The 21117-nt window shown below is 72.6% G+C and carries 19 protein-coding genes; 9 read left to right on the top strand and 10 right to left on the bottom strand.

Translation table 11 applies throughout. The features are described from left to right. Positions 1-92 precede the first annotated feature (92 nt). Positions 93-842, top strand: a complete 750-nt coding sequence (locus ACH4S7_RS15955; protein ID WP_398521755.1) for a class I SAM-dependent methyltransferase — start codon at positions 93-95, stop codon at positions 840-842. A 36-nt stretch (positions 843-878) separates the two neighbouring features. Here ACH4S7_RS15955 and ACH4S7_RS15950 read toward each other — a convergent pair whose 3' ends face one another. Next, on the bottom strand, positions 879-1787 hold the full coding sequence (locus ACH4S7_RS15950; protein WP_398521754.1) for an NAD(P)-dependent oxidoreductase: 909 nt from the start codon (positions 1785-1787) through the stop codon (positions 879-881). Positions 1788-1851: 64 nt separating this feature from the next. Between ACH4S7_RS15950 and ACH4S7_RS15945 the strand changes: the two genes are divergently transcribed. The 3 genes from ACH4S7_RS15945 (at position 1852) to queC (ending at position 6482) form a co-directional block, all read left to right on the top strand. Next, positions 1852-2337 (top strand): MerR family transcriptional regulator, encoded by a 486-nt coding sequence (locus tag ACH4S7_RS15945; protein ID WP_398521753.1) that lies wholly within the window; start codon positions 1852-1854, stop codon positions 2335-2337. 214 nt (positions 2338-2551) lie between these two features. Then, positions 2552-5497 carry an AAA family ATPase gene (locus tag ACH4S7_RS15940; protein ID WP_398521752.1) on the top strand — a complete coding sequence of 982 codons (2946 nt, stop codon included), beginning with the start codon at positions 2552-2554 and terminating at the stop codon, positions 5495-5497. 250 nt (positions 5498-5747) lie between these two features. Further along, on the top strand, positions 5748-6482 hold the full coding sequence (gene queC, locus ACH4S7_RS15935; RefSeq protein ID WP_398521751.1) for a 7-cyano-7-deazaguanine synthase QueC: 735 nt from the start codon (positions 5748-5750) through the stop codon (positions 6480-6482). A gap of 105 nt (positions 6483-6587) precedes the next feature. Here queC and ACH4S7_RS15930 read toward each other — a convergent pair whose 3' ends face one another. The 8 genes from ACH4S7_RS15930 to ACH4S7_RS15895 form a co-directional block, all read right to left on the bottom strand. Then, positions 6588-7364 (bottom strand): HAD family hydrolase, encoded by a 777-nt coding sequence (locus ACH4S7_RS15930; RefSeq protein WP_398521750.1) that lies wholly within the window; start codon positions 7362-7364, stop codon positions 6588-6590. Continuing rightward, entirely contained in the window at positions 7307-7834 is a 528-nt protein-coding gene (locus tag ACH4S7_RS15925; RefSeq protein ID WP_398521749.1) for a phosphoribosyltransferase, read from the bottom strand. The genes ACH4S7_RS15930 and ACH4S7_RS15925 overlap by 58 nt, the downstream gene beginning before the upstream one ends. Then, a complete protein-coding gene (locus ACH4S7_RS15920) occupies positions 7831-8850 on the bottom strand; it encodes an adenylosuccinate synthetase (RefSeq protein WP_398521748.1) in 1020 nt (339 codons plus the stop codon). The genes ACH4S7_RS15925 and ACH4S7_RS15920 overlap by 4 nt, the downstream gene beginning before the upstream one ends. A 52-nt stretch (positions 8851-8902) precedes the next feature. Continuing rightward, positions 8903-10288: an adenylosuccinate lyase gene (gene purB, locus ACH4S7_RS15915; RefSeq protein WP_398521747.1), complete on the bottom strand. Its 1386-nt coding sequence runs from the start codon at positions 10286-10288 to the stop codon at positions 8903-8905. Beyond that, positions 10285-11466: an IMP dehydrogenase gene (locus ACH4S7_RS15910; protein WP_398521746.1), complete on the bottom strand. Its 1182-nt coding sequence runs from the start codon at positions 11464-11466 to the stop codon at positions 10285-10287. The genes purB and ACH4S7_RS15910 overlap by 4 nt, the downstream gene beginning before the upstream one ends. 128 nt (positions 11467-11594) lie before the next feature. Next, positions 11595-12188: a GTP cyclohydrolase I gene (folE, locus tag ACH4S7_RS15905; RefSeq protein ID WP_398521745.1), complete on the bottom strand. Its 594-nt coding sequence runs from the start codon at positions 12186-12188 to the stop codon at positions 11595-11597. A gap of 1 nt (position 12189) precedes the next feature. Continuing rightward, positions 12190-12798 (bottom strand): 7-carboxy-7-deazaguanine synthase QueE, encoded by a 609-nt coding sequence (locus ACH4S7_RS15900; protein WP_398521891.1) that lies wholly within the window; start codon positions 12796-12798, stop codon positions 12190-12192. Between the two features lie 154 nt (positions 12799-12952). After that, positions 12953-13318 (bottom strand): 6-pyruvoyl trahydropterin synthase family protein, encoded by a 366-nt coding sequence (locus tag ACH4S7_RS15895; RefSeq protein ID WP_398521744.1) that lies wholly within the window; start codon positions 13316-13318, stop codon positions 12953-12955. A 298-nt stretch (positions 13319-13616) separates the two neighbouring features. Between ACH4S7_RS15895 and ACH4S7_RS15890 the strand changes: the two genes are divergently transcribed. The 5 genes from ACH4S7_RS15890 (at position 13617) to bla (ending at position 19957) form a co-directional block, all read left to right on the top strand. After that, on the top strand, positions 13617-14453 hold the full coding sequence (locus tag ACH4S7_RS15890; RefSeq protein ID WP_398521743.1) for a M55 family metallopeptidase: 837 nt from the start codon (positions 13617-13619) through the stop codon (positions 14451-14453). Next, positions 14446-15825 carry a M20/M25/M40 family metallo-hydrolase gene (locus ACH4S7_RS15885; protein ID WP_398521742.1) on the top strand — a complete coding sequence of 460 codons (1380 nt, stop codon included), beginning with the start codon at positions 14446-14448 and terminating at the stop codon, positions 15823-15825. The genes ACH4S7_RS15890 and ACH4S7_RS15885 overlap by 8 nt, the downstream gene beginning before the upstream one ends. Positions 15826-15934: 109 nt before the next feature. Next, the gene (locus ACH4S7_RS15880; protein WP_398521890.1) at positions 15935-17929 is read left to right on the top strand and encodes a prolyl oligopeptidase family serine peptidase; all 1995 of its coding nucleotides are present in this window, start codon (positions 15935-15937) and stop codon (positions 17927-17929) included. Then, positions 17926-18873: an LD-carboxypeptidase gene (locus tag ACH4S7_RS15875; protein ID WP_398521741.1), complete on the top strand. Its 948-nt coding sequence runs from the start codon at positions 17926-17928 to the stop codon at positions 18871-18873. Before ACH4S7_RS15880 ends, ACH4S7_RS15875 begins: the two co-directional genes overlap by 4 nt. A gap of 112 nt (positions 18874-18985) precedes the next feature. Beyond that, complete coding sequence (gene bla, locus ACH4S7_RS15870; RefSeq protein ID WP_398521740.1) at positions 18986-19957, top strand: class A beta-lactamase; 972 nt, start codon at positions 18986-18988, stop codon at positions 19955-19957. Positions 19958-19997: 40 nt separating this feature from the next. Here the strand turns inward: bla and ACH4S7_RS15865 are convergent, their stop codons facing one another. Further along, on the bottom strand, positions 19998-21068 hold the full coding sequence (locus tag ACH4S7_RS15865; RefSeq protein WP_398521739.1) for an adenosine deaminase: 1071 nt from the start codon (positions 21066-21068) through the stop codon (positions 19998-20000). Positions 21069-21117 lie beyond the last annotated feature (49 nt).

Here is a 21117-nt window from a genome sequence, read left to right as displayed (position 1 = left end):
GGGCCGCGCCGCCGTTGCGGCGCGGACTTGTCGCCGCGCGCCGGGCACGGTAGACCGCACATGACATCAGGTCGATCGGTGGGGAGCCATCCATGAGCGTGACGAGTCGATACCGGGATGCCTGGGAGGGCTTCTGGTCGGAGATGTCGGGGGAGCCGGGAGAGGCCATCTGGGACACCGAGCCGGCGCTCACCGCTGGACCGCATCTGGCGCTGTACGAACCCCTGGTGGACGCCCCCGGGCTGACCCTGGTCGACCTCGGCTGCGGCATCGGCACCCAGACCCGGTTCCTCGCCGACCGCTTCCCCACCGTGCTCGGCGTCGATCTGTCGGCCGCCGCGATCGACCTCGCGGAACGGCGGTCGGAGCGGCCGGGCGGGGTGGGTGGGCCCTCGGGTCACCTCCGGTTCCGGCAGCTCGACGCGGTCGACCCGCTGGTGGTCGGCGCGCTCCACGAAGAGCTGGGCGACTGCAATGTGTATGTGCGGGGAGTGCTCCACCAGACCGACCCGGGGGACCGGCAGGCGCTGGCCGACTCCGTCGCCACCCTCGTGGGCACGCGCGGCCGGGCCTTCGTGGTGGAGTTGACGGAGGCGGCCGGGCACCGTATCGCCCTGCTGGCGACGTCCCCCTCCGGCCCGCCGCCCAAGCTGCGGCCGGTGTTCCGGCACGGCATCGTGCCCTGCACGGTGGCCGACTCGGCGGTGGCCGGGTACTTCACCGAGGCCGGGCTCACCGTCGTCGCGAGCGGCGATCTGCCGCTGACGACGACCGAGTACGAACCGGACGGCTCCCGGATCGCCTTGCCGTCGAAGTGGCTGATCATGGGACGGGCCGCCTGAGCGGCCGGGGGAGCGGGAGCGCGGCCCGGTCGCCCGTTACGGCACCCGGGTCGCCTGCTTGAAGATCTCGAAGACGGCCAGGTAGTTGTTGCCGCCGTACCCCTCGGCGACGGCCCGCTCGGCGATCTGCCTCATCAACCGGGGCTGGTCGGAGTGGACGCCCTGCTCCACGCTGGTCCGGGTGATGTGTTCGAGGGCGTTGAGATTCATCTCCATCGTGCCCACGTCGCCGGGGTAGTTCCCCTTGTCCAGCTCGGGCGCCTGCTGCGCCAGCACCGAGTCGGTCACCGTCGGCATGAACCAGCCCAGGGCGAGATCGGCGAAGTCGACGGCGGACACGCCCGCCGTCCCCACCAGGGCCGTCGCATGGAGAAAGCCGTTCATGGTCGCGTACATCATTTCGAGCAGCGCCGTGTTGTGGAGCACCGCCAGCGCCGGATCGGAGCCGAGGTGGCGGGGGTCCCCCATGGTGGCCAACGCCGCCCGGTGCCGGTCGAACACGTCGGGCGGACCGCTGTACAGAATGACGGAGCCGGGCTGCCCGACGATGGGCGGCGGCACCATGATCGCCCCGTCGAGGTACTCGGCACCGCGCGCGGCAGCCCAGTCGGCCGCCGCGCGCGCCTCCGTCGGCGTACCGGAGTTGAGATTCACCAGGGCGCGGCCCGCCAAGGCGTCACCGGTGGCGTCGAAGACCTCGTACAGGGTCGGATAGTCCTTGAGACAGACGATGGTCACGGGATTCGCGGACACCGCGTCCGCGACGGTCGCCGCGCGTCGGGCGCCCCGGGCGACCAGGCTGTCCGCCGCCCCCGGAGTGCGGTTCCAGACGGTGAGGGGATGCCCCGCATTCAGGAAGGACTCGGCGAGTGCCAGACCCATGGGGCCGAGGCCGACGACGGTAACGGGAAGGCTGTGCGCGGTGGTTGATCGCTGTGTGGTCATGAACGACACGCTAGAGTCTCACATCGGTGTCAGAGTCGAGTCGAAACCGTGTGGGGAACGTCACGTGCGTATCGGAACCCTGTCCCAGCGGACCGGAGTCAGCCAGCGGCTGCTGCGCTACTACGAGGAACAGGGGCTGTTGCGCCCCCGGCGCCGCCCGAGCGGATACCGCGACTACCACGACGACGACATACGGACCGTCCGGCACATCCGCACCCTGCTCGCCGCCGGTCTGAGCACCCACACGATCGCGGAGCTGATGCCCTGCATGGTCGATGACGGCAGCCTGCTGGTGCCGGCCTGCCCGGATATGCTCTCCGACCTGCACAGGGAACGCGATCGGCTGAGTGACACCGCGGCCGGACTGCTGGCAGCGCGCGATGTGCTGGACACCATCATCGAGGCCACACCACCCGCGGACGCCGCCGAACCGGACGCCTGCGCGGCACCGGGCCCCCCGCCCGCCGATGGCGCCGGAACCGCGTCGGCGCGGCCCGCCCCCTGGCGCAACCCGCTCGTGGCCCCCGGCCCCACACCCCCTCGAACATAGGTTGTTGACGCTCCTCCGACCCGGCCGGGTGCACCATGTGGATCGACTGCCGGACCGGTGACGGCCGAGGGGTCGCGGATTGTCGTGGGAGACATGCCGGGACAACGGAGCCGCTCCCGGGCCCCGGCAGGCGCATAGTCATCAGTGGAACTGCCCCGGATCGAAGCATCGGGTGCCTCGCCAGCGCAGCGCGTCGGATCTCCGACCGGGGGCCATGAGCGAAAGGGACACGCTGATGTGCGAGGACACGCAGGCACCGCCCAAATTCACCGGCAGGCGCGACGAACTGCGCCAACTCGACCGGGCTCGCCACGACAGCATGACCAACGGCCTGCGCCGCCTCGTGGTGACGGGCGAGGCCGGGATCGGACGCACCGCGCTCCTGCGCGAGTTCGCCGCCGCCGCACACGGGTCCGGCTGTCTCGCACTGGAACTCCGCTGCCGGGAACAACACCGCTGCGAGCCCTGGGCGCTGACCGACTGGGTCGTGCGGACGCTCATCGACCGGCTGCCCGAAGGCGACGCCCGCGGCCCGGCGCTGCGCGAGGCCCATGAAGTCTTCCTGGTCCACCGGGCAGCCCGCCCGGCCGGCGACGACACGGCGTCGAAGGGGCCGCGCATCGCCCTCTTCGCCGCCGTACGGGAGGCGGTCGCCCGACTGACCGGGACGGCTCCGCTCGTCCTCACCGTGGACGACGCCGACCAGGGCGACCCCACCTCACTGGTCTTCCTGCGCCATCTGGTCAAGGCGTGCTCCCAGCTCCCGGTGGTACTGGTGGCCGCCACACGCCGGGGCGAGCCCCCGTACGCCCCTGCCGAGCTGGCCGAACTCCTCCGGGACGCACGGCGGCTGACCCTCGAAGGGCTGTCCGAACAGGAGACCGCCCCCCTGCTCCGCGCCCTGCTGCCCGTCTCGCCGAACCCCGCGACCGTGGCGACGGCGCACCGGCTCACCGTCGGCAACCCCTTTATGCTGCTCCAACTGGCCCGTTGGATCCGGCACACCGGGACGGACGCCACCCACCCGGCGGACCTCGAAGCCGCGGTGCTGCCCGCCGTCGCCGAGCTGGTCACCGGACGCCTCGACCGGATCGCCCCCGGCACCGGGGAACTGGCCAAGGCCGTGGCCGTCGCCGTCGCGGGCGGTGACGCGGGCGCCGACCCACTGCTGGTGGCACATCTCGGCGGACTGGCGCTCGGCGACACCCTCACCGCGTCCGACCTGCTCGTCCGGATGCGGTTCGCGGCCGACGACAACACCCTCCGGCTGCGGCACCCGATCGTACGGAATGCCCTGATCGGCGGGATGACCCTGATGGCACGCAACGCGGCCCACCTGGCCGCCGCCACCTATCTGCACGAACGGCACGCCCCCGTCGAGCGGATCGCCGGCCATCTCATCGCCTCCCCGGTGCCGTTGGCCGGCTCCTGGCCGACCGCGGTGCTGCTGCGCGCCGCCCGGTCCGCCAAGGACGCCGGCGACGACGCCACCGCCGCGCGCTGTCTGGAACACGCCGTCCAAGTCGCCTCCGGCGACGAACTCCGCGAGGCGGTGCCCGCGCTCGCCGACATCCGCGTCCGGGCCGACCGGGTCCGCGGGCTCGACGCGGCGGTCGCCACCCTCGCCACCACGGCCGACCCGGTCACCCGGGACCGACTCCTCGGCCGGATCGGCTGCGCCCTGTACGGCTCGGAGTCCACCGAGGACGAGGACCGGGTGCTGGAGTCGGTCGGGGCGGCCGTCGTCGGGACGGATGTCGCCGGATGGCCCGCGCTGCACCGGCTGCTCTCCCAACTGTTCGACTGCCCACCCGTACTGACGGTCCACGCCCTCGACGAATTAGTCGGTCGCCCGCTGCCGGACCAACCCCGCGGTACGGAGGGGCTGCGCGCCACCGTGACCGCCGTGGGCGCCCTCTGTCTGCACCTCACCGGCGACGATCCGGAGGAGGCCGTACGCCGCGCGCGATGGGCGCTCGACCGGGACATCGACGAACTCTCCCCGCACCCACTGGCCCTGGTCCACGCCCTGAGCGTGCTGGCGGAGAACGGGCACCACGACGAGGCCGCCACCCGACTGCGCCGGCACGAGGGACCGCCGCACGCGTGGGGGCACCCCCTGCACCGGGCGCTGCTGCTGTCCGTGGAGGCGCGGATCGCGCTGGCGGGCGGCGCGCTGGAGACGGCCCGGCAGCAACTGGACGACTGCCTGGCCGGACTGGTCCGGCACGGGCCGGGGCTGGGCAAGCCGGTCCGCGTGATCGCGGCGGGACTGCTGGCCCACGTACTGATCAGCCAGGGCGACAACAGCCGGGCCCGGACGGTGCTGCGCCGCCACCGGTGCATGGGAGACCTGCCGCCGGGCTGGTGCTACCGGGATGCGCTGCTCGCCCGCGCCCGGCTGCGGGCGGCCGACGGCGATCTGCCGGGGTCCGCCGCCGACCTCGCGGAGCTGCGCGACCGGAACGAGACCGCCGGGGTCCGAACGACCTCGTCGGCCGCATGGCGGATGTACGGCGTCGGACTGCTCCATCAGACGGGCGTCGTCGAGGAGGCCAGAAGACTCGCCTGGCAACAACTGCGGTTCGCCGACAGCACCGGCTCCCCCAGGGAACGCGGCCGGGCCCTGCGGGTACTGGGCTCGGCACTGGGCGGGTCCAAGGGAGAGGGGCTGCTGCGGGAATCGGCCCGGCTGCTGGAGACCCAGCCCGGAGAGATGGACCTGGCGTACGCGCTGGGCGATCTGGGCCGGCTGCTCACCCGGCGCAACCGGCCGGACGAAGCGGTCGTCACCCTCACCGAGGCCGTCCGACTGGCCGGCCGGTGCGGCGCGCAACCGCTGGTCGACGGCGGCCGGCAGCAACTGGCCGCGGCGGACGAACGCGCCCCGCAGAGCCTCGCGCTGCGCGGGGTGCTGGCGCTCACCGCGCGCGAGCGACAGATCCTGATCGACGCGATGCGGGGGCTGACGAACGAACGCATCGCGACCCTCCTGAGGATCACCCGCCGCACCGTGGAACTGCATCTGTCCAGCGCCTACCGCAAGCTCGGCATCAGCGGCCGCCGTGACTTCCCCGAGGTGTTCCGCAACCCCGGGCTGTGGGCGCTGCTCACCGACGGCGCCCCCATCGTCCGCCAGGGCGCCTCCTCCGCCGCCTAGGGTCTCGTCAAGAGAGGCCCTAGGCGCCGCCGCTCCGCTCCCCCCGGTGGTGCTCCGTACGGCAGCCGGGGGGAGTCCTCCGAACCCGGTGTCTCGGAACCCGTGGTGCCGTCTCTCGGCCCGGGGCCGGGGCGCCTTCGGCACGGGTCCGTGATGTGCGGCCGGGGCCCCGGCCAGCACGATGGGCGGACACGCCGGCCGGGCGGGTGTCCGCGGCGTCCGATGATGTGGCCGTAGCCGGAGGTTTCCGATGGAGCCGAGCACCAACAACACGAAGCCGAATGATGGCACCGACCCGTTCACGACCGTGGTCGTGCTCTCCGGGGGGATGGACTCGACCACCCTGATGGCACACTACGCGGCCCTGGGGTGCGATCTGGTCGCGGTGACCGTGGATTACGGGCAGCGCCACCGGAAGGAGATCGACGCGGCGCGGTGGATCGCGGACCACTACGGCGCCACGCACCATGTGGTGGACCTCAGTGGGCTCGGCGCGGTGCTCGGCGGGTCCGCCCTGACCGACGACAGCGTGGCGGTGCCCGACGGGCACTACGCGGAGCAGTCGATGCGCGCCACCGTCGTACCGAACCGGAACGCGGTGCTGGCCAATGTGGCCGTCTCGGTGGGGGTGGCGCACCGGGCCGGGGTGGTGGCGCTCGGGATGCACGCGGGGGACCACTTCATCTATCCCGACTGCCGGCCGGAGTTCCATGAGGCCCTGCGGCAGTTGGTGAAGGTGGCCAACGAGGGCTTCCCCACCCCTTCCGTGGAGGCGCCGTTCATCACCTGGTCCAAGGCGGACATCGCCCGGCACGGCTCCCGCCTCGGCGCCCCGCTGGCGGACAGTTGGTCCTGCTACAAGGGCGGCGACCGGCATTGCGGCACCTGTGGGACCTGCTACGAGCGGCGCGAGGCGTTCCAGGTGGCGGGGGTCGTCGATCCGACGGACTATCTGGACGATGTGACCCGATTCGCGGCCCCCTGACGAGAGGGGGGCCGAAGGGGCCGTGGCCCGGTGAAAACCACCCCCGGGCCACGGCCCCGCCAGCTCCGTCAGTCCTGCCGGCCCCGCCAGCCCCGCGGGCCTCCGTCACCGATCCGCCTCACCGGCCGTCCCCCCGTCGACCGGGACCGCCCGTACCCCCTTCCCGGTGCCGAGGACCAGTCCGGCGAGGCCGGCGACCGACGGCAGGATCAGATCGGGTCCCTCTGGCGGGGCGGCGGGCAGCGCGGCGCCGTTCCCCGTCCGTACACCGATGACGGTGGCGTTCAGCCGGCGTCCCAGCAGGACGTCGGCCGGGGTGTCACCGACCACGAACAGCCGATCGCCCGTACGGTGCCCGACCTGGTCCAGCGCCCCGCGCGCGAGCACGGTCTTGGCGTCGGCGTCGGACAGCCCCACGCTGTCGCCGGGGAGGTCGTCCCGGGTGACGACCTCCCCGAAGCACTCCGCCACGCCGTAGCCGCGCAGCAGTTCCCGGGTCTGCTCCGTGCCGATCCACGAACTGACCAGCGCGAGCCGCACCCCCGCACCGGCCAGCGCGGTCAGCGCCGGTACCGCGCCGTCGTAGAGGGTGCCGTGCGGCATGTAGCGGCGGACCACGTCGTCCACCCGGTCGCGCACCCGCACTCCGCCGATCCGCAGCCGGCCGCTGGTGATCGACGTCCAGTAGGCGTATCCGACGATCTCCTCCCGGGGCGGCGGATCGGCCCGTGCCGCACGGTGCAGATCCACCACGAAGCGGTGGAACATCTCGTAGAAGTCGAGCAGTGTGCCGTCGCGGTCCAGTACGACGGTGGTGCCCGCGCTCACCGCGGCCCGTCGACGGCGGTCGACGCCTCGTCCGCGCCCGGCGGTCGCTCCCACGGGAAGACGGTCCAGTCGTCCACCTCCACGGCCTGGAAGTCCGGCCGCCCCCGCGAGCCCACGTTGCGGACCACGACCGCCGACCGCACTTCGGCGGCACCGAGCCCGCGCACGGTCTCGACGGCCAGTGCCATCGTGCCGCCGTCCCCCATGATGTCGTCGACGATCAGCACCCGCTCGCCGGTCAGCGGCCGTTCCGGCACCACGTAGTCGAGGACCGCCGGGCCCCGCTCGCTGTAGCGGGAGTTACTGGTGTTGCGGGGAATGCCGAGGATTCGGAAATCGGTCACATCCAGCAGGTTAGAGAGTGCGACGGCGGGTGGCAGGCCACCACGCGCGATGCCCACGATGACGGTCGGCGCGAAGCCGCTGTCGCGGACGTCCCGGGCGATCCCGTCGAGCATCCGGCCCGCCTCGGCCCAGCCGATGGTGAGCAGCCTCCGTCGCCGCCAGGTGGGGAGCGTGTTCACCGGGTGCCTCCTCGGACCGTCCACCGGTCGATGATGTCGTCGCTGCCGGGACCCGTGCCGATGAGATCCACCGGCCGCCCCAGGTTCCGTTCGATGAGCCGTACGAACGAATCCGCCTCCTTCGGCAGCCGGTCGCTCCGGGCGCCGAAGGCGGCGGGGTCCACCTGGTCGAGAAAGGTGAGCGCGATACGGGAGGGGCGGTTGATCCGGACCGCCTCCCGCGCGAGATCCAGATCGAAGGTCCCGGTCCGCCGCCGCCGACCGGTGACGGTCCCGAACTCCACGATGCCCCGCCGCTCCGCCTCCTCCTCCGGCATCTCGGTCGGGAACGGGCCCGCGCCCACGCGGGTCGGGAACGCCCGGAAGACCAGCACCACCTCGTCGACCGCGAGCGGTCCGAGCCCCGCGTCGGCGGCGGCCGTGCTCGCGGTGGAGTCCTTGCCGACGGCGTACGGATAGCTCCCGTACAGCACCGAGAGACCGAACCCGTTGGTGCCCTCGACCTGCACCCCGTCACCGGCGTCCACGGCCCGGTTGACCTCGGCGGCCACATCGGCCAGATACGGGGCCAGCTCGGGCACGTCCTCCGCGCGGCGGGCCGACCGCATGGCCCGCGCGGCGAGCGCCGGACCGTGCCCGCTGCCGGTGCTGCGCACCTTCTCCCGCAGTCCGGCGTCGGCCTGCTCCGCCGCCAGATGCTCCGGGTCGATGACACTGGCCCGGTAGTCCACCCCGACCCGGTCGGCCACCCCCGTCTCTTTGATCTCCCGCAGGAGTACCTCGGGCCGTACGAGCACCCCGGCGCCGAGCAGCAACCGCGTCCGGGGGTTGACCACGGCGCTCGGCACCTGCCGCAGCCGCAGGGTCCGCCCGCAGTGGACGACGGTGTGCCCGGCGCCGGGTCCGAGGCCCGCCCGGACCGCGACGCCCGGGTCGTCGCGCAGTGCCAGATAGCTGGAGATCTTGCCCTTCGCCTCGTCGCCCCACTGGCCGCCGACCACGATCACACAGCTCATGTCCGCTCCTTCCGTGCCGTGTTCATTCCGTGTCCGCTCCTCGCCGATCTCGTCATGTCCGCGCTCCCACCGCCGTCGGCGTGCCGGGGCGGAGCGCCCCGACGGCGCGTTCGACCGTCTCGCGGGCGAGCTCCGCGCTGGCGCCGACGTCCGCTCCCGGCGCCGCCAGCGCGGCGAGTTCCCGCGCCGGGACCACCGCGACGACCCGGGGGTCGTCCGCCAGCACCTCCAGCAGATCGCGGCGGTCGGCGGCGGCGACCGCGCTGGCCTCCTGGAGCAGCCGGTAGCCCGCCAGCCGGTCCATGCCCCGGTCGACCAGGGCGAGCAGCACCGCCTCACTCAGGTGGGCATGGCGGGAGAGGGCCAGATTCGCCGTCATCCGCTCCGGGAAGACCCGCAGGTCCATGACCACGTCGGTGGCGCACGTCAGCATCTCGTCCAGCAGCACACTCGCCTCGGGCAGGGTGAACCGCTCGTTGGCGGAGTTGGCGAGGTCCCGTTCGTGCCAGGTCACCACGTTCTCCAGGGCGGGGCCCACCAGGGAGCGCACCAGCCGGGCCAGCGAGCAGATCCGCTCACAGCGCACCGGGTTGCGCTTGTGCGGCATGGCCGAACTGCCGATCTGACCACCCTCCGCGAACGATTCGGCGACCTCGCCGATCTCGGTCCGCTGAAGATTGCGGATCTCGGTGGCCAGGTTCTCCAGACAGGCGGCGGTCAGCGCGGTCCAGAGGACGAACTCCGCGATCCGGTCCCGGGCCACCGCCTGTGCGCAGATCTGGGGCGCGGGCAGTCCGAGCAGCTCCAGCGCGTCGCGCTGCACCCGGGGGCCGAGCGGCCCCAGCCCCCCGAGGGTGCCGACCGCGCCCGCCACCTTGCCCATCACGGCGCGGCCCCGCAGCTCGTCCAGCCGGGCCAGACAGCGGGTCAGTTGATCCAGTACGACGGCCAGTTTGAACCCGAGGGTGACGGGCTGGGCGTGCTGCCCGTGGGTGCGGCCGATCATCACCCGGTCCCCGTCCCCCTCGATCCGGCCGCGCAGGGCCGCCATCAGACCGGTCAGCCGGGTGCGCAGGACGGCGACCGCGCCGTCGAGCTGGAGGGCCAGCGTGGTGTCCAGGACATCGCTGCTGGTGGCGCCGTGGTGTACATACCGCCCGTACGCGCTGTCGCAGCGCTCGCTGAACTCCCGTACCACGGCGAAGAGTTCATGGCGGCTCGTCTTCTCGATCCGGGCGACGGCGGCCAGGTCGGGCACATGCTCCCGGGCCCGCCGGGCGATGTGCCGGGCGGCCTCCGGCGGGATCACACCGTGCCGCCCCTGCGCCTCCGCCAGCGCGCCCTCGACCCGGATGAAGAGGGCGTAGCGGGCCCGGTCGGTGAAGAGGGACCGGATTTCCTCCGTGCCGTACCTGCCGCTGTCCAGGGGAGTCGTCATCCGCTGGTCTCCACCGAGTAGTCCAGCGGCACTTGGTCGGCGCGGTGCAGCGCGTGCGGCCGGCTTTCGGCCGCGCCGGCCGGGGTGACCCGGATGAACTCGGCCCGCTCGCGCAGTTCGGCGAGGGTGTGCGCGCCGGAGTAGCTCATCCCGGAGCGCAGTCCGCCGAGGAACGGCCGGAGGGTGGCCGCGAGCGTGCCCGTGTAGGTGAAGGTCGCCTCGACGCCCTCCGGGGTGTACGCATCCAGCTCGGCGCGGCTGACCTTCTCGCCGCGCGCCCGTTTGAGGGTGAGCCGCATCCCGAAGGTCACGAACCCCGTACTGACCTTGACCCGTTCGCCCTGGTACTCGACCAGCCTGGCCTCGCTCTCGTCGGCGCCGGCCAGCGCACTGCCCAGCATCACCGCGTGCGCCCCGGCCGCCAGCGCCTTGACGATGTCGCCGGGGGCCTTGATCCCCCCGTCGGCGATCACCGGGACGCCGCTGCCGGCCGCCTCCGCCGCGCAGTCGAGTACGGCGGTGAGCTGGGGCACCCCGCTGCCCGCGACGATCCGGGTGGTGCAGATGCCGCCGGGTCCGATGCCCACCTTCACGGCGTCGGCACCCGCGTCGATCAGGTCCCGGGTCCCGGCGGCGGTGGCGACGTTCCCGGCGATCAGCCCGGTGTCCGGGAACCGGGCGCGCAACTCCGCGACCGCCTTGACCACGTAGTCGGCGTGGCCGTGCGCCACATCGGTCACCAGCAGATCGGCGCCGGCCGCCACCAGCAGGGCGGCCCGCTCCAGGTAGTCGTCGGTGACGCCGACGGCGGCGGCGACCCGCAGCCGTCCCGCCGCGTCGAGCGTGGCGCCGGCCGCCGCCCCGTCGGCGCCTTCCCCGCTGGGGGCCGCCCCGTCCGTCACGGCGGCGGCCTTGACGGCGGCGATCTCCGCGGCCTGGGTCTGCGCGGTCTGCATCCGGTGCACCACGCCGAGGCCGCCGAGACGCGCCATCGCCGCCGCCATCCTGGCCCCGGTGCACCAGGGGGTGTTGGCGGACAGCACCGGGACGTGCAGTTCGACACCGGCTCCGAGCCCGGTGGTCAGCCGGGTCGCCGAGCGGCTCACCACCGAGGTGCGCCGGGGTACGAGCAGGACATCGTCCAGGCTGAGCCCGGTACGGATCTCAGGGGGTGCCATGCGGGACTCCTCGATGGAGGGCGTGGGCGGATGCGATGGGTGGGGCGGATGCGATGGGTGGGGCGGGTGTGAGGGGTGTGAGGGGTGTGAGCCCGACCGGGCCACCCGGTCCGGTGGCGGGACCCGGCTCACCGGCGCCCCGGGAAGACGGTCGTCACCAACTCCTGACGGGCCGGCCCGTACTCGTTGAATATCCCGTTGAAGACCGAGGACGTCATCAGCGCCGGGGTGCGGATGCCGCGCATGCTCATGCACAGGTGCTCGCCCTGGGCGATCACCGCCACATCGTCCGAGCCGGTCACCGCCGTGATCTCGTCCGCGATGTCCCGGACCAGGCGCTCCTGCACCTGGAGCCGGTGGGCGTGCCGGTGCGCGATCCGGGCGAACTTCGACAGGCCCAGCACATCGCCGCGCGGCCGGTAGGCGATCGTCACGGTGCAGGAGAACGGCAGCAGATGGTGTTCGCACAGCGACCACAGATTGATGTCGGAGACCATCACGATCTGCCCCTGGGTGCGGAGCGGGAAGAGCGTGCCGACCTCGCCGGGGTCGTAGCCGCTGAACTCCCTCCACCAGCGCGCGAACCGGGCCGGTGTCTCCTTGAGGCCCTCCCGGTCCGGGTCCTCGCCGATCTCCACGAGCAGTCGGCGGGCCACCTCCTCCAGGGGGTCGGGGAGCCCCGCAGCATCCTCGTCCAGAACTTCGACCACTGATTCCGTCACGTCATACGCCTCTCTTGTCGCCCCAGACGGCGACATGCAATCGGGTGGTCAGATTCCAGCCCCTGGCGATGACGTCGTCACCGAGCGCCGCCAGATGCCGGTTCGTCTCCTCGGACGTCTGGCCCTCCGGCATGACCCAGACCGGGGTGGTGCCGTAGTGGTTCACGTGGTCCGCGACCTCGTCCAGATCGGCCCGGGTCCGGCAGACGTACTTGAACACCGTCCCGGGCACGGCCGCGAGCGCGATCAGTGCCTCGGGCACGATCCGCCGTTCCTCCCGGTCGCCCGAGTGCGCCAGCTTGGGCGAGATGTTGAACCGCACTCCCGTCGCGATGAGTTCGGAGCGGGGCACGATCGTCCCGTTGCTCTCGATCTCGACCCGGTGGCCGGTGGCCACCAGCGCCCGGATCAGCGGCACCAGCCGCGTCTGCTGGGAGAGCGGCTCCCCGCCGGAGATCACGATCAGCGGGACGTTGTAGGAACGCAGTTGCTCGAACACCTCGTGCCAGGGCGTCGGATGCAGTTCATCGCGGGGGTTGTAGGCCCGCCGACCGTCACTGACCCCGGTCCAGTCCCAGGTGTACGGGGTGTCGCACCAGCGGCACGACAGATTGCAGCCGCCGAGCCGGAGGAACGCGCACCGCTGGCCCGCCGACGGTCCTTCTCCCTGGACGGCCCTCAGGTGGGGCCGAAGATCTCGTTCACGACGAGCTTCGAACCCACAGCGGCATCACCTCCTCCGATGCCGAGCGTCGTCCGCCCGGTCACGGCCGGTACTCCGCCCAGGTCTTGGCCGTCTCGCTGACCCGGACCGAGCTCAGCTCCGGGTAGTGCGGCAGCCAGCGTTCGAAGAGCCACCGCGACAGGTTCTCCGCCGTGGGGTTGACGCCCACCAGCAGATCGTTGAGGTGCCGGTGGTCGACATCGTTGTCGAGCCATTTGCCGAAGTCGCCCAGCTCGCCGTAGTCGCGGACGAACCCGATCGCGTCCAGTCCGTCACCGGCCGCCGAGAGCTCCAGCTCGACCACGTAGTTGTGCCCGTGCAGCCGGCCGCACGGATGCTCCGCCGCCAGCCCGCCGAGCCGGTGGCTGGCGGAGAAGTGGAACTCCTTGCTGATCCTGAATCCCATGTCGTACCTCCCGCGTTCATCGTGCGCGGGCCGCGGTCCGCCGCACATCACGGCAGTGACCGTGGTAAGCGGAGGGACGGCACCGAGAAGCGGCACCCGTCCATGCCGAAGGAGTGCGTCGGAGCCCGCCCCGGCAGCCGGTGTCCGGACCGCCGACAGCGCGCGTTCCGACCGCGCCGGTGGTACGCGCCGCCGACCGGGGAGGGGATCGGAGGGCCCGGAGCCGCCCTCCGTGCGGGACGGTGAAAGCGGGACCAAAGGCCCCTGGACTCTTCGACCCGGAGAGTTACAGTGAGCTATGAAGATCCTGATCAGTGCCGATATGGAAGGCGCCACCGGTGTCACCTGGCCGGCCGACGTACTGCCGGGCACACCCCAGTGGGAGCGCTGCCGGCATCTGTTCACCTCCGATGTGAACGCGGCGGCGTTGGGCTTCTTCGACGGCGGCGCCGACGCCGTCCTCATCAACGAGGCGCACTGGACCATGCGCAATCTGCTCCTTGAGCAGTTGGACGAGCGGGTGGAGATGCTCACCGGCAAGCACAAGGCGCTCTCCATGGTCGAAGGCGTCCAGCACGGCGACGTCGACGGGATCGCCTTCATCGGCTACCACACCGGCGCCGGCGATGAGGGCGTCCTCGCCCACACCTACCTGGCCAACTCCATCACCGGCGTCTGGCTGAACGGCACCCGCGCGAGCGAGGGCCTGCTGAACGCCCATGTGGTCGCCGAGTACGGCGTGCCCGTCGTCTTGGTCACCGGGGACGATCTGACCTGCGTCGACGCCGACGGGTACGCCCCGGACGCCCGCAAGGTCGCGGTCAAGGACCATGTGTCGCGGTACGCGGCGGTGTGCCGGACCCCCACCCGTACCGCCGCCGACATCCGCGCCGCGGCCCGGGAGGCCACCGCGCTCGCCGTCCGGTACGAACCGGTGGACGGCGGGCCGTTCACCGTGGAGCTGGAGTTCGACGCGGAGCACCTCGCCGCCGCGGCCACCGTCGTGCCCGGAGTCGGCAGGGGCGGCGGCGAACGGCGGATCACCTATCTCAGCACGACCATGTACGAGGCCATTCGGACCTTCAAAGCGGTCACGACGATCGTCTCGGCGGCAGTGGAGGAACAGTATGGCTGATGTGACAGCGCCCGGGGGCCGTACGGTGCCCCCCGGCGGACGCGATGGATCGACCCCCGTCGACGCCGTGGCCCTCGACGAGGTGGTGACCTTCACCTCCGAGCTGATCCGGATCGACACGACCAACCGGGGCGGCGGGGACTGCCGGGAGCGGCCCGCCGCCGAGTACGCGGCGGAGCGGCTGGCGGCGGCCGGACTGGAACCCACCCTGCTGGAGCGCACCCCCGGCCGTACCAATGTCGTCGCCCGGATCGAGGGCACCGACCCCTCCGCCGAAGCCCTGCTGGTCCACGGCCATCTCGACGTCGTGCCCGCCGAGGCCGCCGACTGGTCGACGCACCCCTTCTCCGGTGAGGTCCGCGACGGCGTCGTCTGGGGCCGGGGCGCCGTGGACATGAAGAACATGGACGCGATGATCCTCGCGGTCGTCCGGGCCTGGGCGCGCGCCGGCGTCCGCCCCCGGCGCGATATCGTCATCGCCTTCACCGCCGACGAGGAGGCCAGCGCCGCCGACGGCTCCGGATTCCTCGCGGACGAGCACCCCGGCCTCTTCGAGGGGTGTACGGAGGGCATCAGCGAGTCGGGTGCCTTCACCTTCCACGCCGGACCCGGGCTGACGCTCTACCCGATCGGGGCCGGCGAGCGCGGCACCGCCTGGCTCGAACTCACCGCCCACGGCCGGGCCGGTCACGGCTCCAAGGTCAACCGGAACAACGCGGTCAGCGCGCTCGCCGGCGCCGTCGCCAGGATCGGTGAGCACGACTGGCCGGTGCGGCTCACCCCCACCGTCCGCGCCGCCCTCGGTGAACTGGCCAGGCTGCACGGCCTCGACATCGACGCGCAGGCGCCCGACCTCGACGTGGACGCGCTGATCAACAAGCTCGGCCCGGCCGCCGCCCTGGTGGAGCCGACCGTCCGCAACAGCACCAACCCGACCATGCTCGACGCCGGCTACAAGGTCAATGTGATCCCGGGGCACGCCACGGCCTTCATCGACGGCCGGATGATGCCCGGCGCCGAGGACGAGTTCCAGGCGACGATCGACCGCCTCACCGGCCCCGACGTGGACTGGAAGTTCCACCACCGCGAGGTGCCGCTCCAGGCCCCCGTCGACTCACCGACCTTCGCCAAGCTCCGCGCCGCCGTCGAGCGCTTCGCCCCGGAGGGCCATGTCGTGCCCTACTGCATGGCCGGGGGCACCGACGCCAAGCAGTTCTCCCGCCTGGGGATCACCGGCTACGGCTTCGCACCGCTGAAGCTGCCCGTCGGCTTCGACTACGCGGCGATGTTCCACGGCGTCGACGAACGCGTCCCGGTCGAGGCGCTGCACTTCGGTGTCGACGTCCTCGACCACTATCTGCGGTCCGCGTGACCACCCGGTCCACGTGACCACCTGGTTCGCCGGGACCATCCAGCTCACCGAGACCACCGAGACCACCGAGACCACCGAGAACACTCAGCTCACCGAGGGGGAGCGGTACATGGTCAGCACGGGCGCCTACGGCACCTGGCCGTCACCGATCGACGCGGCGCTCGCCGCATCGCACGACGGCCGGCCCGATTTCCTGGGCACGGTCGGCGACGAGGTGTGGTGGACCGCCCCGCGCCCGACCGAGGGCGGCCGGCGCGCCCTCATCCGGGGCCGCGCCGACGGCCGCGAGGAGTCGCTGCTCCCCGCCCCTTGGAACGTGCGCAGCCGCGTCATCGAGTACGGGGGACACCCCTGGGCGGGCACGGTCCGCGGCGACGGCACGCCGTTCGTCGTCTTCGTCCACTTCCCCGACCAGCGGCTGTACGGGTACGAGCCGGACACCCCCGGCGCCGTGCCGTACCCCCTCACCCCCCTCTCCCCGACCGGCGACGGGCTGCGCTGGGCCGACTTCCGGATCGTCACGGACCGGCACGAGGTGTGGTGTGTGCTGGAGGAGTTCACCGGGGACTCCCCCACGGACGTCCGCCGGGTGGTCGCCGCCGTCCCGCTGGACGGTTCGGCGGCCGATGACCGCTCCGCCGTACGGGAACTCTCCGACGACCGGCACCGGTTCGTCACCGGTCCCCGGCTCTCCCCGGACGGCCGGTACGCCGCCTGGATCGGCTGGGACCACCCCCGGATGCCGTGGGACGGCACCGAAGTGCTGCTCGGCGAGGTGACCGGCGACGGGCCGTTCACCGGGGTACGGCGGATCGCCGGGGGAGCGGACGTCTCGGTCTGCCAGCTCGACTGGGCCCCCGACGGCTCGCTGATCCTGCTCTCCGACCTGGACGGCTGGTGGGAACCCCGGCGGCTGGTGCCCGGGACGGGCGACGACCGCGGGGTCCCGCTCTGCCCCGGCCGGGACGAAGAGTTCGGCGGACCGCTCTGGAAGATCGGCCTCCAGTGGTGCCATCCGCTGGCCGACGGACTGATCGCCGTGATCCACGGCAGGGGCACCACCACCCTCGGCATCCTCGACCCCGCGACCGGTGAGGTCGTCGACGCGGTCGGCCCCTGGACGGAGTGGGCGCCCACCCTCGCCGTCCAGGGCGAGCGCGTCTTCGGGGTGGCGGCGGGCCCCCGCAGCGGTTACGAGATCGTCGAGCTGGACACCCGTACCGGCCACACCCGGGTCGTCGGCTCGGCCCACCACGACGCGGTCGACCCGGCGTACTACCCGCCCTCCCGGTCCCGGGTCTTCACCGCCCCCGGCGGGCGGGAGGTGCACGCCCATATCCATCCGCCGCACCACCCCGACCTGACCGCGCCCGACGGCGAGCTGCCGCCGTTCGTGATCTGGGCGCACGGCGGCCCCACCGGACACTCCCCGCTCGTGCTCGATCTGGAGATCGCCTACTTCACCTCGCGCGGCATCGGCGTCGCCGAGGTCAACTACGGGGGCTCCACCGGATACGGGCGGGAGTACCGCGAGCGGTTGCGCGAACAGTGGGGTGTCGTGGACGTCGAGGACTGCGCCGCCGTCGCGCGGGCGCTCGCCACCGAGGGCAGTGCGGACCCGGCGCGGCTGGCGATCCGGGGCGGCAGCGCCGGAGGCTGGACCGCGGCCGCCTCGCTCACCACCACCGACGTCTACGCCTGCGGCACCATCATCTTCCCCGTACTGGATCTGCTGGGCTGGGCCACGGACGGCACCCACGACTTCGAGTCCCAGTACCTGGAGTCGCTGATCGGACCGCTCGCTGAGGTCCCCGACCGCTACCGCGACCGCTCTCCGATCCACCAGACCGACCGGCTCGATACCCCGTTCCTGCTGCTCCAGGGGCTGGACGACGTGATCTGCCCACCCGCGCAGAGCGAGCGGCTGCTCGCCCGGGTCGCCGGGCGCGGCCTTCCGCACGCGTACATCGCCTTCGCCGGCGAGGGCCACGGCTTCCGGCGCGCGGACACCATGATCCGCGCCCTGGAGACCGAACTCTCCCTCTACGCGCAGACCTTCGGGGTCGCCCGCCCCGACATCCCGCCGCTGGAGCTGACGGTATGACCCCCGCGCCGCTGCCCCTCACTCCGCTGACCCGTCCCCATCGGCTGCGACCGGGCGCCCGGGTCGCGATCGTCGCCCCCTGCGGGCCCGTACCCGACGACCGGTTGGACGAGGGGCTGGCCATCCTGCGCGGCTGGGACCTCGATCCCGTCGTGATGCCGCATGTGCGCGGACGGCACCCCGGGTTCGGCTATCTGTCGGCCTCCGACGACGACCGTGCGCGGGACCTGACCGACGCCTGGTGCGATCCGGCCGTCTCCGCCGTCATCTGCGCCCGCGGCGGCTACGGCGCCCAGCGGATGGTCGACCTGGTCGACTGGACCGCGATCCGGGCGGCCGGGCCGAAGGTGTTCGTCGGCTACAGCGATGTCACCGCCCTGCACGAGGCGTTCGCCACCCGGGTGGGACTCGCCACCCTGCACGGACCGATGCCCGGCGCGGCCACCTTCATCGAGGACGAGGCCACCAGGGAGTCGCTGCGGGCCACCCTCTTCGAGCCCGATTCGGTGCGCTCCCTCGGGCTGCCGACGGCCCGTGCGATGGTCCCCGGCCGGGCCGTGGGCGTCACCCTCGGTGGCTGCGTCAGCCTCCTCGCTGCCGATCTGGGCACCCCGCACGCGCGGCCGTCCGCCCGCGGCGGGCTGCTGCTGCTGGAGGACGTGGGGGAGGAGGACTACCGCCTCGACCGGATCCTCACCCAACTGCTGCGCGGCGGCTGGCTGGACGGGGTCGCCGGCATCGCGCTCGGCTCCTGGGCGGAGTGCGGACCGTACGACCGGGTACGGGCGGTGCTGCTGGACCGGCTCGGCGGGCTCGGGGTCCCGGTCGTGGAGGAGTTGGGGTTCGGCCACTGCGCCACGACCCTGACGATGCCGCTGGGGGTTCCGGCGGTGCTGGACGCGGACGCGGGGACGCTGACCCTGACGGTGCCGGCGCTGCGCTGACCGGGCGGGGGTGCGGAGCGTCGGTGCGCCGCCGTAGCCATCCCTCGTTCGCCATCGACGATCTGGGCTTCCGACTGGCGCGGACCATCCAAGCACCGACGGACGGAGGACGATGACCTCATCGCGACGGACCATCACCCGGCGCACTCTGCTGGGGACGGCGGCGCTCGTGCTGCTGGCCGGGTGCACGAAGGACACGGAGCCGACATCGGCTGCATCCCCTTCCACCGCCTCCCCTTCCACCGCGGCGCCGTCGCCCCCCGCGCCGTCGGCCGCCGCGCCGTCGGCCGCCGTGGGGGAGGGGCGCCGCCACCGCCGCCTGGTCGAGCTGGAGCGGGAGTTCGGCGCGCGGCTGGGGGTCTACGCCCTCGCCACCGGCACCGGGGTCACCATCGCCCACCGGGCGGACGAACGGTTCGCATTCTGCTCGACGTTCAAGGGGATCGCGGCGGCGGCAGTGCTGCACCACCGCCCGATGTCGTACCTGGACACGGTCGTCCGATACACCGAGGGCGACCTGATGAAACACTCACCCGTCACCCGGCCCAAGCTGGGCACGGGAATGACGATCCGCCAGTTGTGCGACGCCGCGGTCCGTCAGAGCGACGGCACGGCGGGGAACCTCCTGCTCCGTGATCTCGGCGGGCCGGGCCGGCTGACGGCGTACGCGCGGGGCCTCGGCGACACGGTGACCCGGATGGACCGGATCGAACCGGCGATCACGGAAGCCACCCCGGGGGACCCCCGCGACACGACGTCCCCCCGGGCCTTCGGCACCAACTACCGGAAGATCGTGTTGGGGGCCGCCCTGCCGGCCGACAAGCGCGACTTCCTCCGTGACCTGCTGGAGCGCAACACCACCGGGGACCAGCGCATCCGGGCGGGTGTGCCGCGGGGGTGGCGGGTGGCCGACAAGACCGGCACCGGTGACTACGGCACCCTCAACGACATCGCTGTTGTCTGGCCGCCGAAATCCGCGCCGCTCATGATCTCGATCATGTCCAGCAAGGCCACCAAGGACGCCGCTTATCAGCAGGCCCTCATCGCCGAGGCCGCCGCTTACGCCGTGGCCACCCTCACCTGAGCGGGGGGCCTCCCCCGCGACCCGCCCGCCCGGTCGCTGGTCAGACGGCGCGCAGCGCCGCGTACCCCGGCCGGACGACCTCGTCGATCAGTCGCCGGCGCTCCGGCAGCGGTAGGAACGCCGACTCCAGCGCGGCGACCGTGAACTCCTCGAAGACCTCCGGGCCGTAGCCGAACGCCGTCACCAGGTGCTGGAACTCCTGGCTCATCGAGGTGCCGGAGACCAGCCGGTTGTCCGTGTTGAGGGTGACCCGGAAGCCGAGCCGGCGCAGCAGGTCGATGGGGTGCGAGGCGTAGTCCTTGGCCGCGCCGGTCTGCAGGTTGGAGGTCGGGCAGACCTCCAGGGCGATCCGGTTGTCCCTGAGGTAGGAGGCGAGCCCGCCCAGGGTGGCCGTGCCGTCGTCATGGACGGTGATGTCGTCGGTGATGCGCACCCCGTGCCCGATCCGCTCGGCGCCGCAGATCTGCACCGCCTCATGGATCGACTCCGCGCCCACGGCCTCGCCCGCGTGGATCGTGAAGTGGCAGTTGTGCCGCTTCAGGTGCTGGAAGGCGGGCAGGTGGCGGGCGGGCGGATTGCCGATCTCGCCGCCCGCGATGTCGAAGCCGGCCACCCCGCCGTCGCGGTGGGCGACGGTCAGCTCGGCTATCTCCAGGGAGCGGTCGGTGTGCCGCATCCCGGTGAGCAGCGCGCGGACCGTGATCCGGCCACCCGCGCGGCGCTCGCCGGCACGGAAGCCCGCGTTCACCGCGGCCACCACCTCGTCGAGGCTCAGCCCGCGCTCCAGATGCTGTTCGGGGGCGTATCGCACCTCCGCGTAGACCACACCGTCGGCAGCCAGGTCCTCGGCGCACTCGGCGGCGATGCGCTCCAGCGCCTCGGCCGTCTGCATCACGGCGCAGGTGTGCGCGAAGGTCTCCAGATAGCGCTCCAGCGAGCCCGAGTCCGCCGCGTCCCGGAACCAGACCGCCAGCGCGGCCGGGTCCTCGGTGGGGAGGTCGCGATAGCCGTAATCGCGGGCCAGTTCGATGATCGTCGCGGGGCGCAGGCCGCCGTCGAGGTGGTCGTGAAGGACGACCTTGGGCGCGCGGAGGATGTCAGACAAGTGCATACGCCGGGAGTGTACGGCACCCGCGATCGGGGTGCCGTGACGCCCGTCT

Origin of the sequence: Streptomyces sp. NPDC020965, assembly GCF_044333555.1 — a bacterium.
GTDB lineage: Bacteria > Actinomycetota > Actinomycetes > Streptomycetales > Streptomycetaceae > Streptomyces.
This window is presented reverse-complemented; position numbering and strand designations above follow the sequence as displayed.

Coding starts and splice junctions, on each gene's coding strand:
- purB (WP_398521747.1), bottom strand. CDS start 10,288: ATGACGACTCCCCTGGACAGCGGCAGGTACGGCACGGAGGAAATCCGG.
- ACH4S7_RS15875 (WP_398521741.1), top strand. CDS start 17,926: ATGACCCCCGCGCCGCTGCCCCTCACTCCGCTGACCCGTCCCCATCGG.
- ACH4S7_RS15865 (WP_398521739.1), bottom strand. CDS start 21,068: ATGCACTTGTCTGACATCCTCCGCGCGCCCAAGGTCGTCCTTCACGAC.
- ACH4S7_RS15950 (WP_398521754.1), bottom strand. CDS start 1,787: ATGACCACACAGCGATCAACCACCGCGCACAGCCTTCCCGTTACCGTC.
- ACH4S7_RS15955 (WP_398521755.1), top strand. CDS start 93: ATGAGCGTGACGAGTCGATACCGGGATGCCTGGGAGGGCTTCTGGTCG.
- ACH4S7_RS15880 (WP_398521890.1), top strand. CDS start 15,935: ATGGTCAGCACGGGCGCCTACGGCACCTGGCCGTCACCGATCGACGCG.
- queC (WP_398521751.1), top strand. CDS start 5,748: ATGGAGCCGAGCACCAACAACACGAAGCCGAATGATGGCACCGACCCG.
- ACH4S7_RS15910 (WP_398521746.1), bottom strand. CDS start 11,466: ATGGCACCCCCTGAGATCCGTACCGGGCTCAGCCTGGACGATGTCCTG.
- ACH4S7_RS15895 (WP_398521744.1), bottom strand. CDS start 13,318: ATGGGATTCAGGATCAGCAAGGAGTTCCACTTCTCCGCCAGCCACCGG.
- ACH4S7_RS15920 (WP_398521748.1), bottom strand. CDS start 8,850: ATGAGCTGTGTGATCGTGGTCGGCGGCCAGTGGGGCGACGAGGCGAAG.
- ACH4S7_RS15885 (WP_398521742.1), top strand. CDS start 14,446: ATGGCTGATGTGACAGCGCCCGGGGGCCGTACGGTGCCCCCCGGCGGA.
- bla (WP_398521740.1), top strand. CDS start 18,986: ATGACCTCATCGCGACGGACCATCACCCGGCGCACTCTGCTGGGGACG.
- ACH4S7_RS15890 (WP_398521743.1), top strand. CDS start 13,617: ATGAAGATCCTGATCAGTGCCGATATGGAAGGCGCCACCGGTGTCACC.
- ACH4S7_RS15940 (WP_398521752.1), top strand. CDS start 2,552: ATGAGCGAAAGGGACACGCTGATGTGCGAGGACACGCAGGCACCGCCC.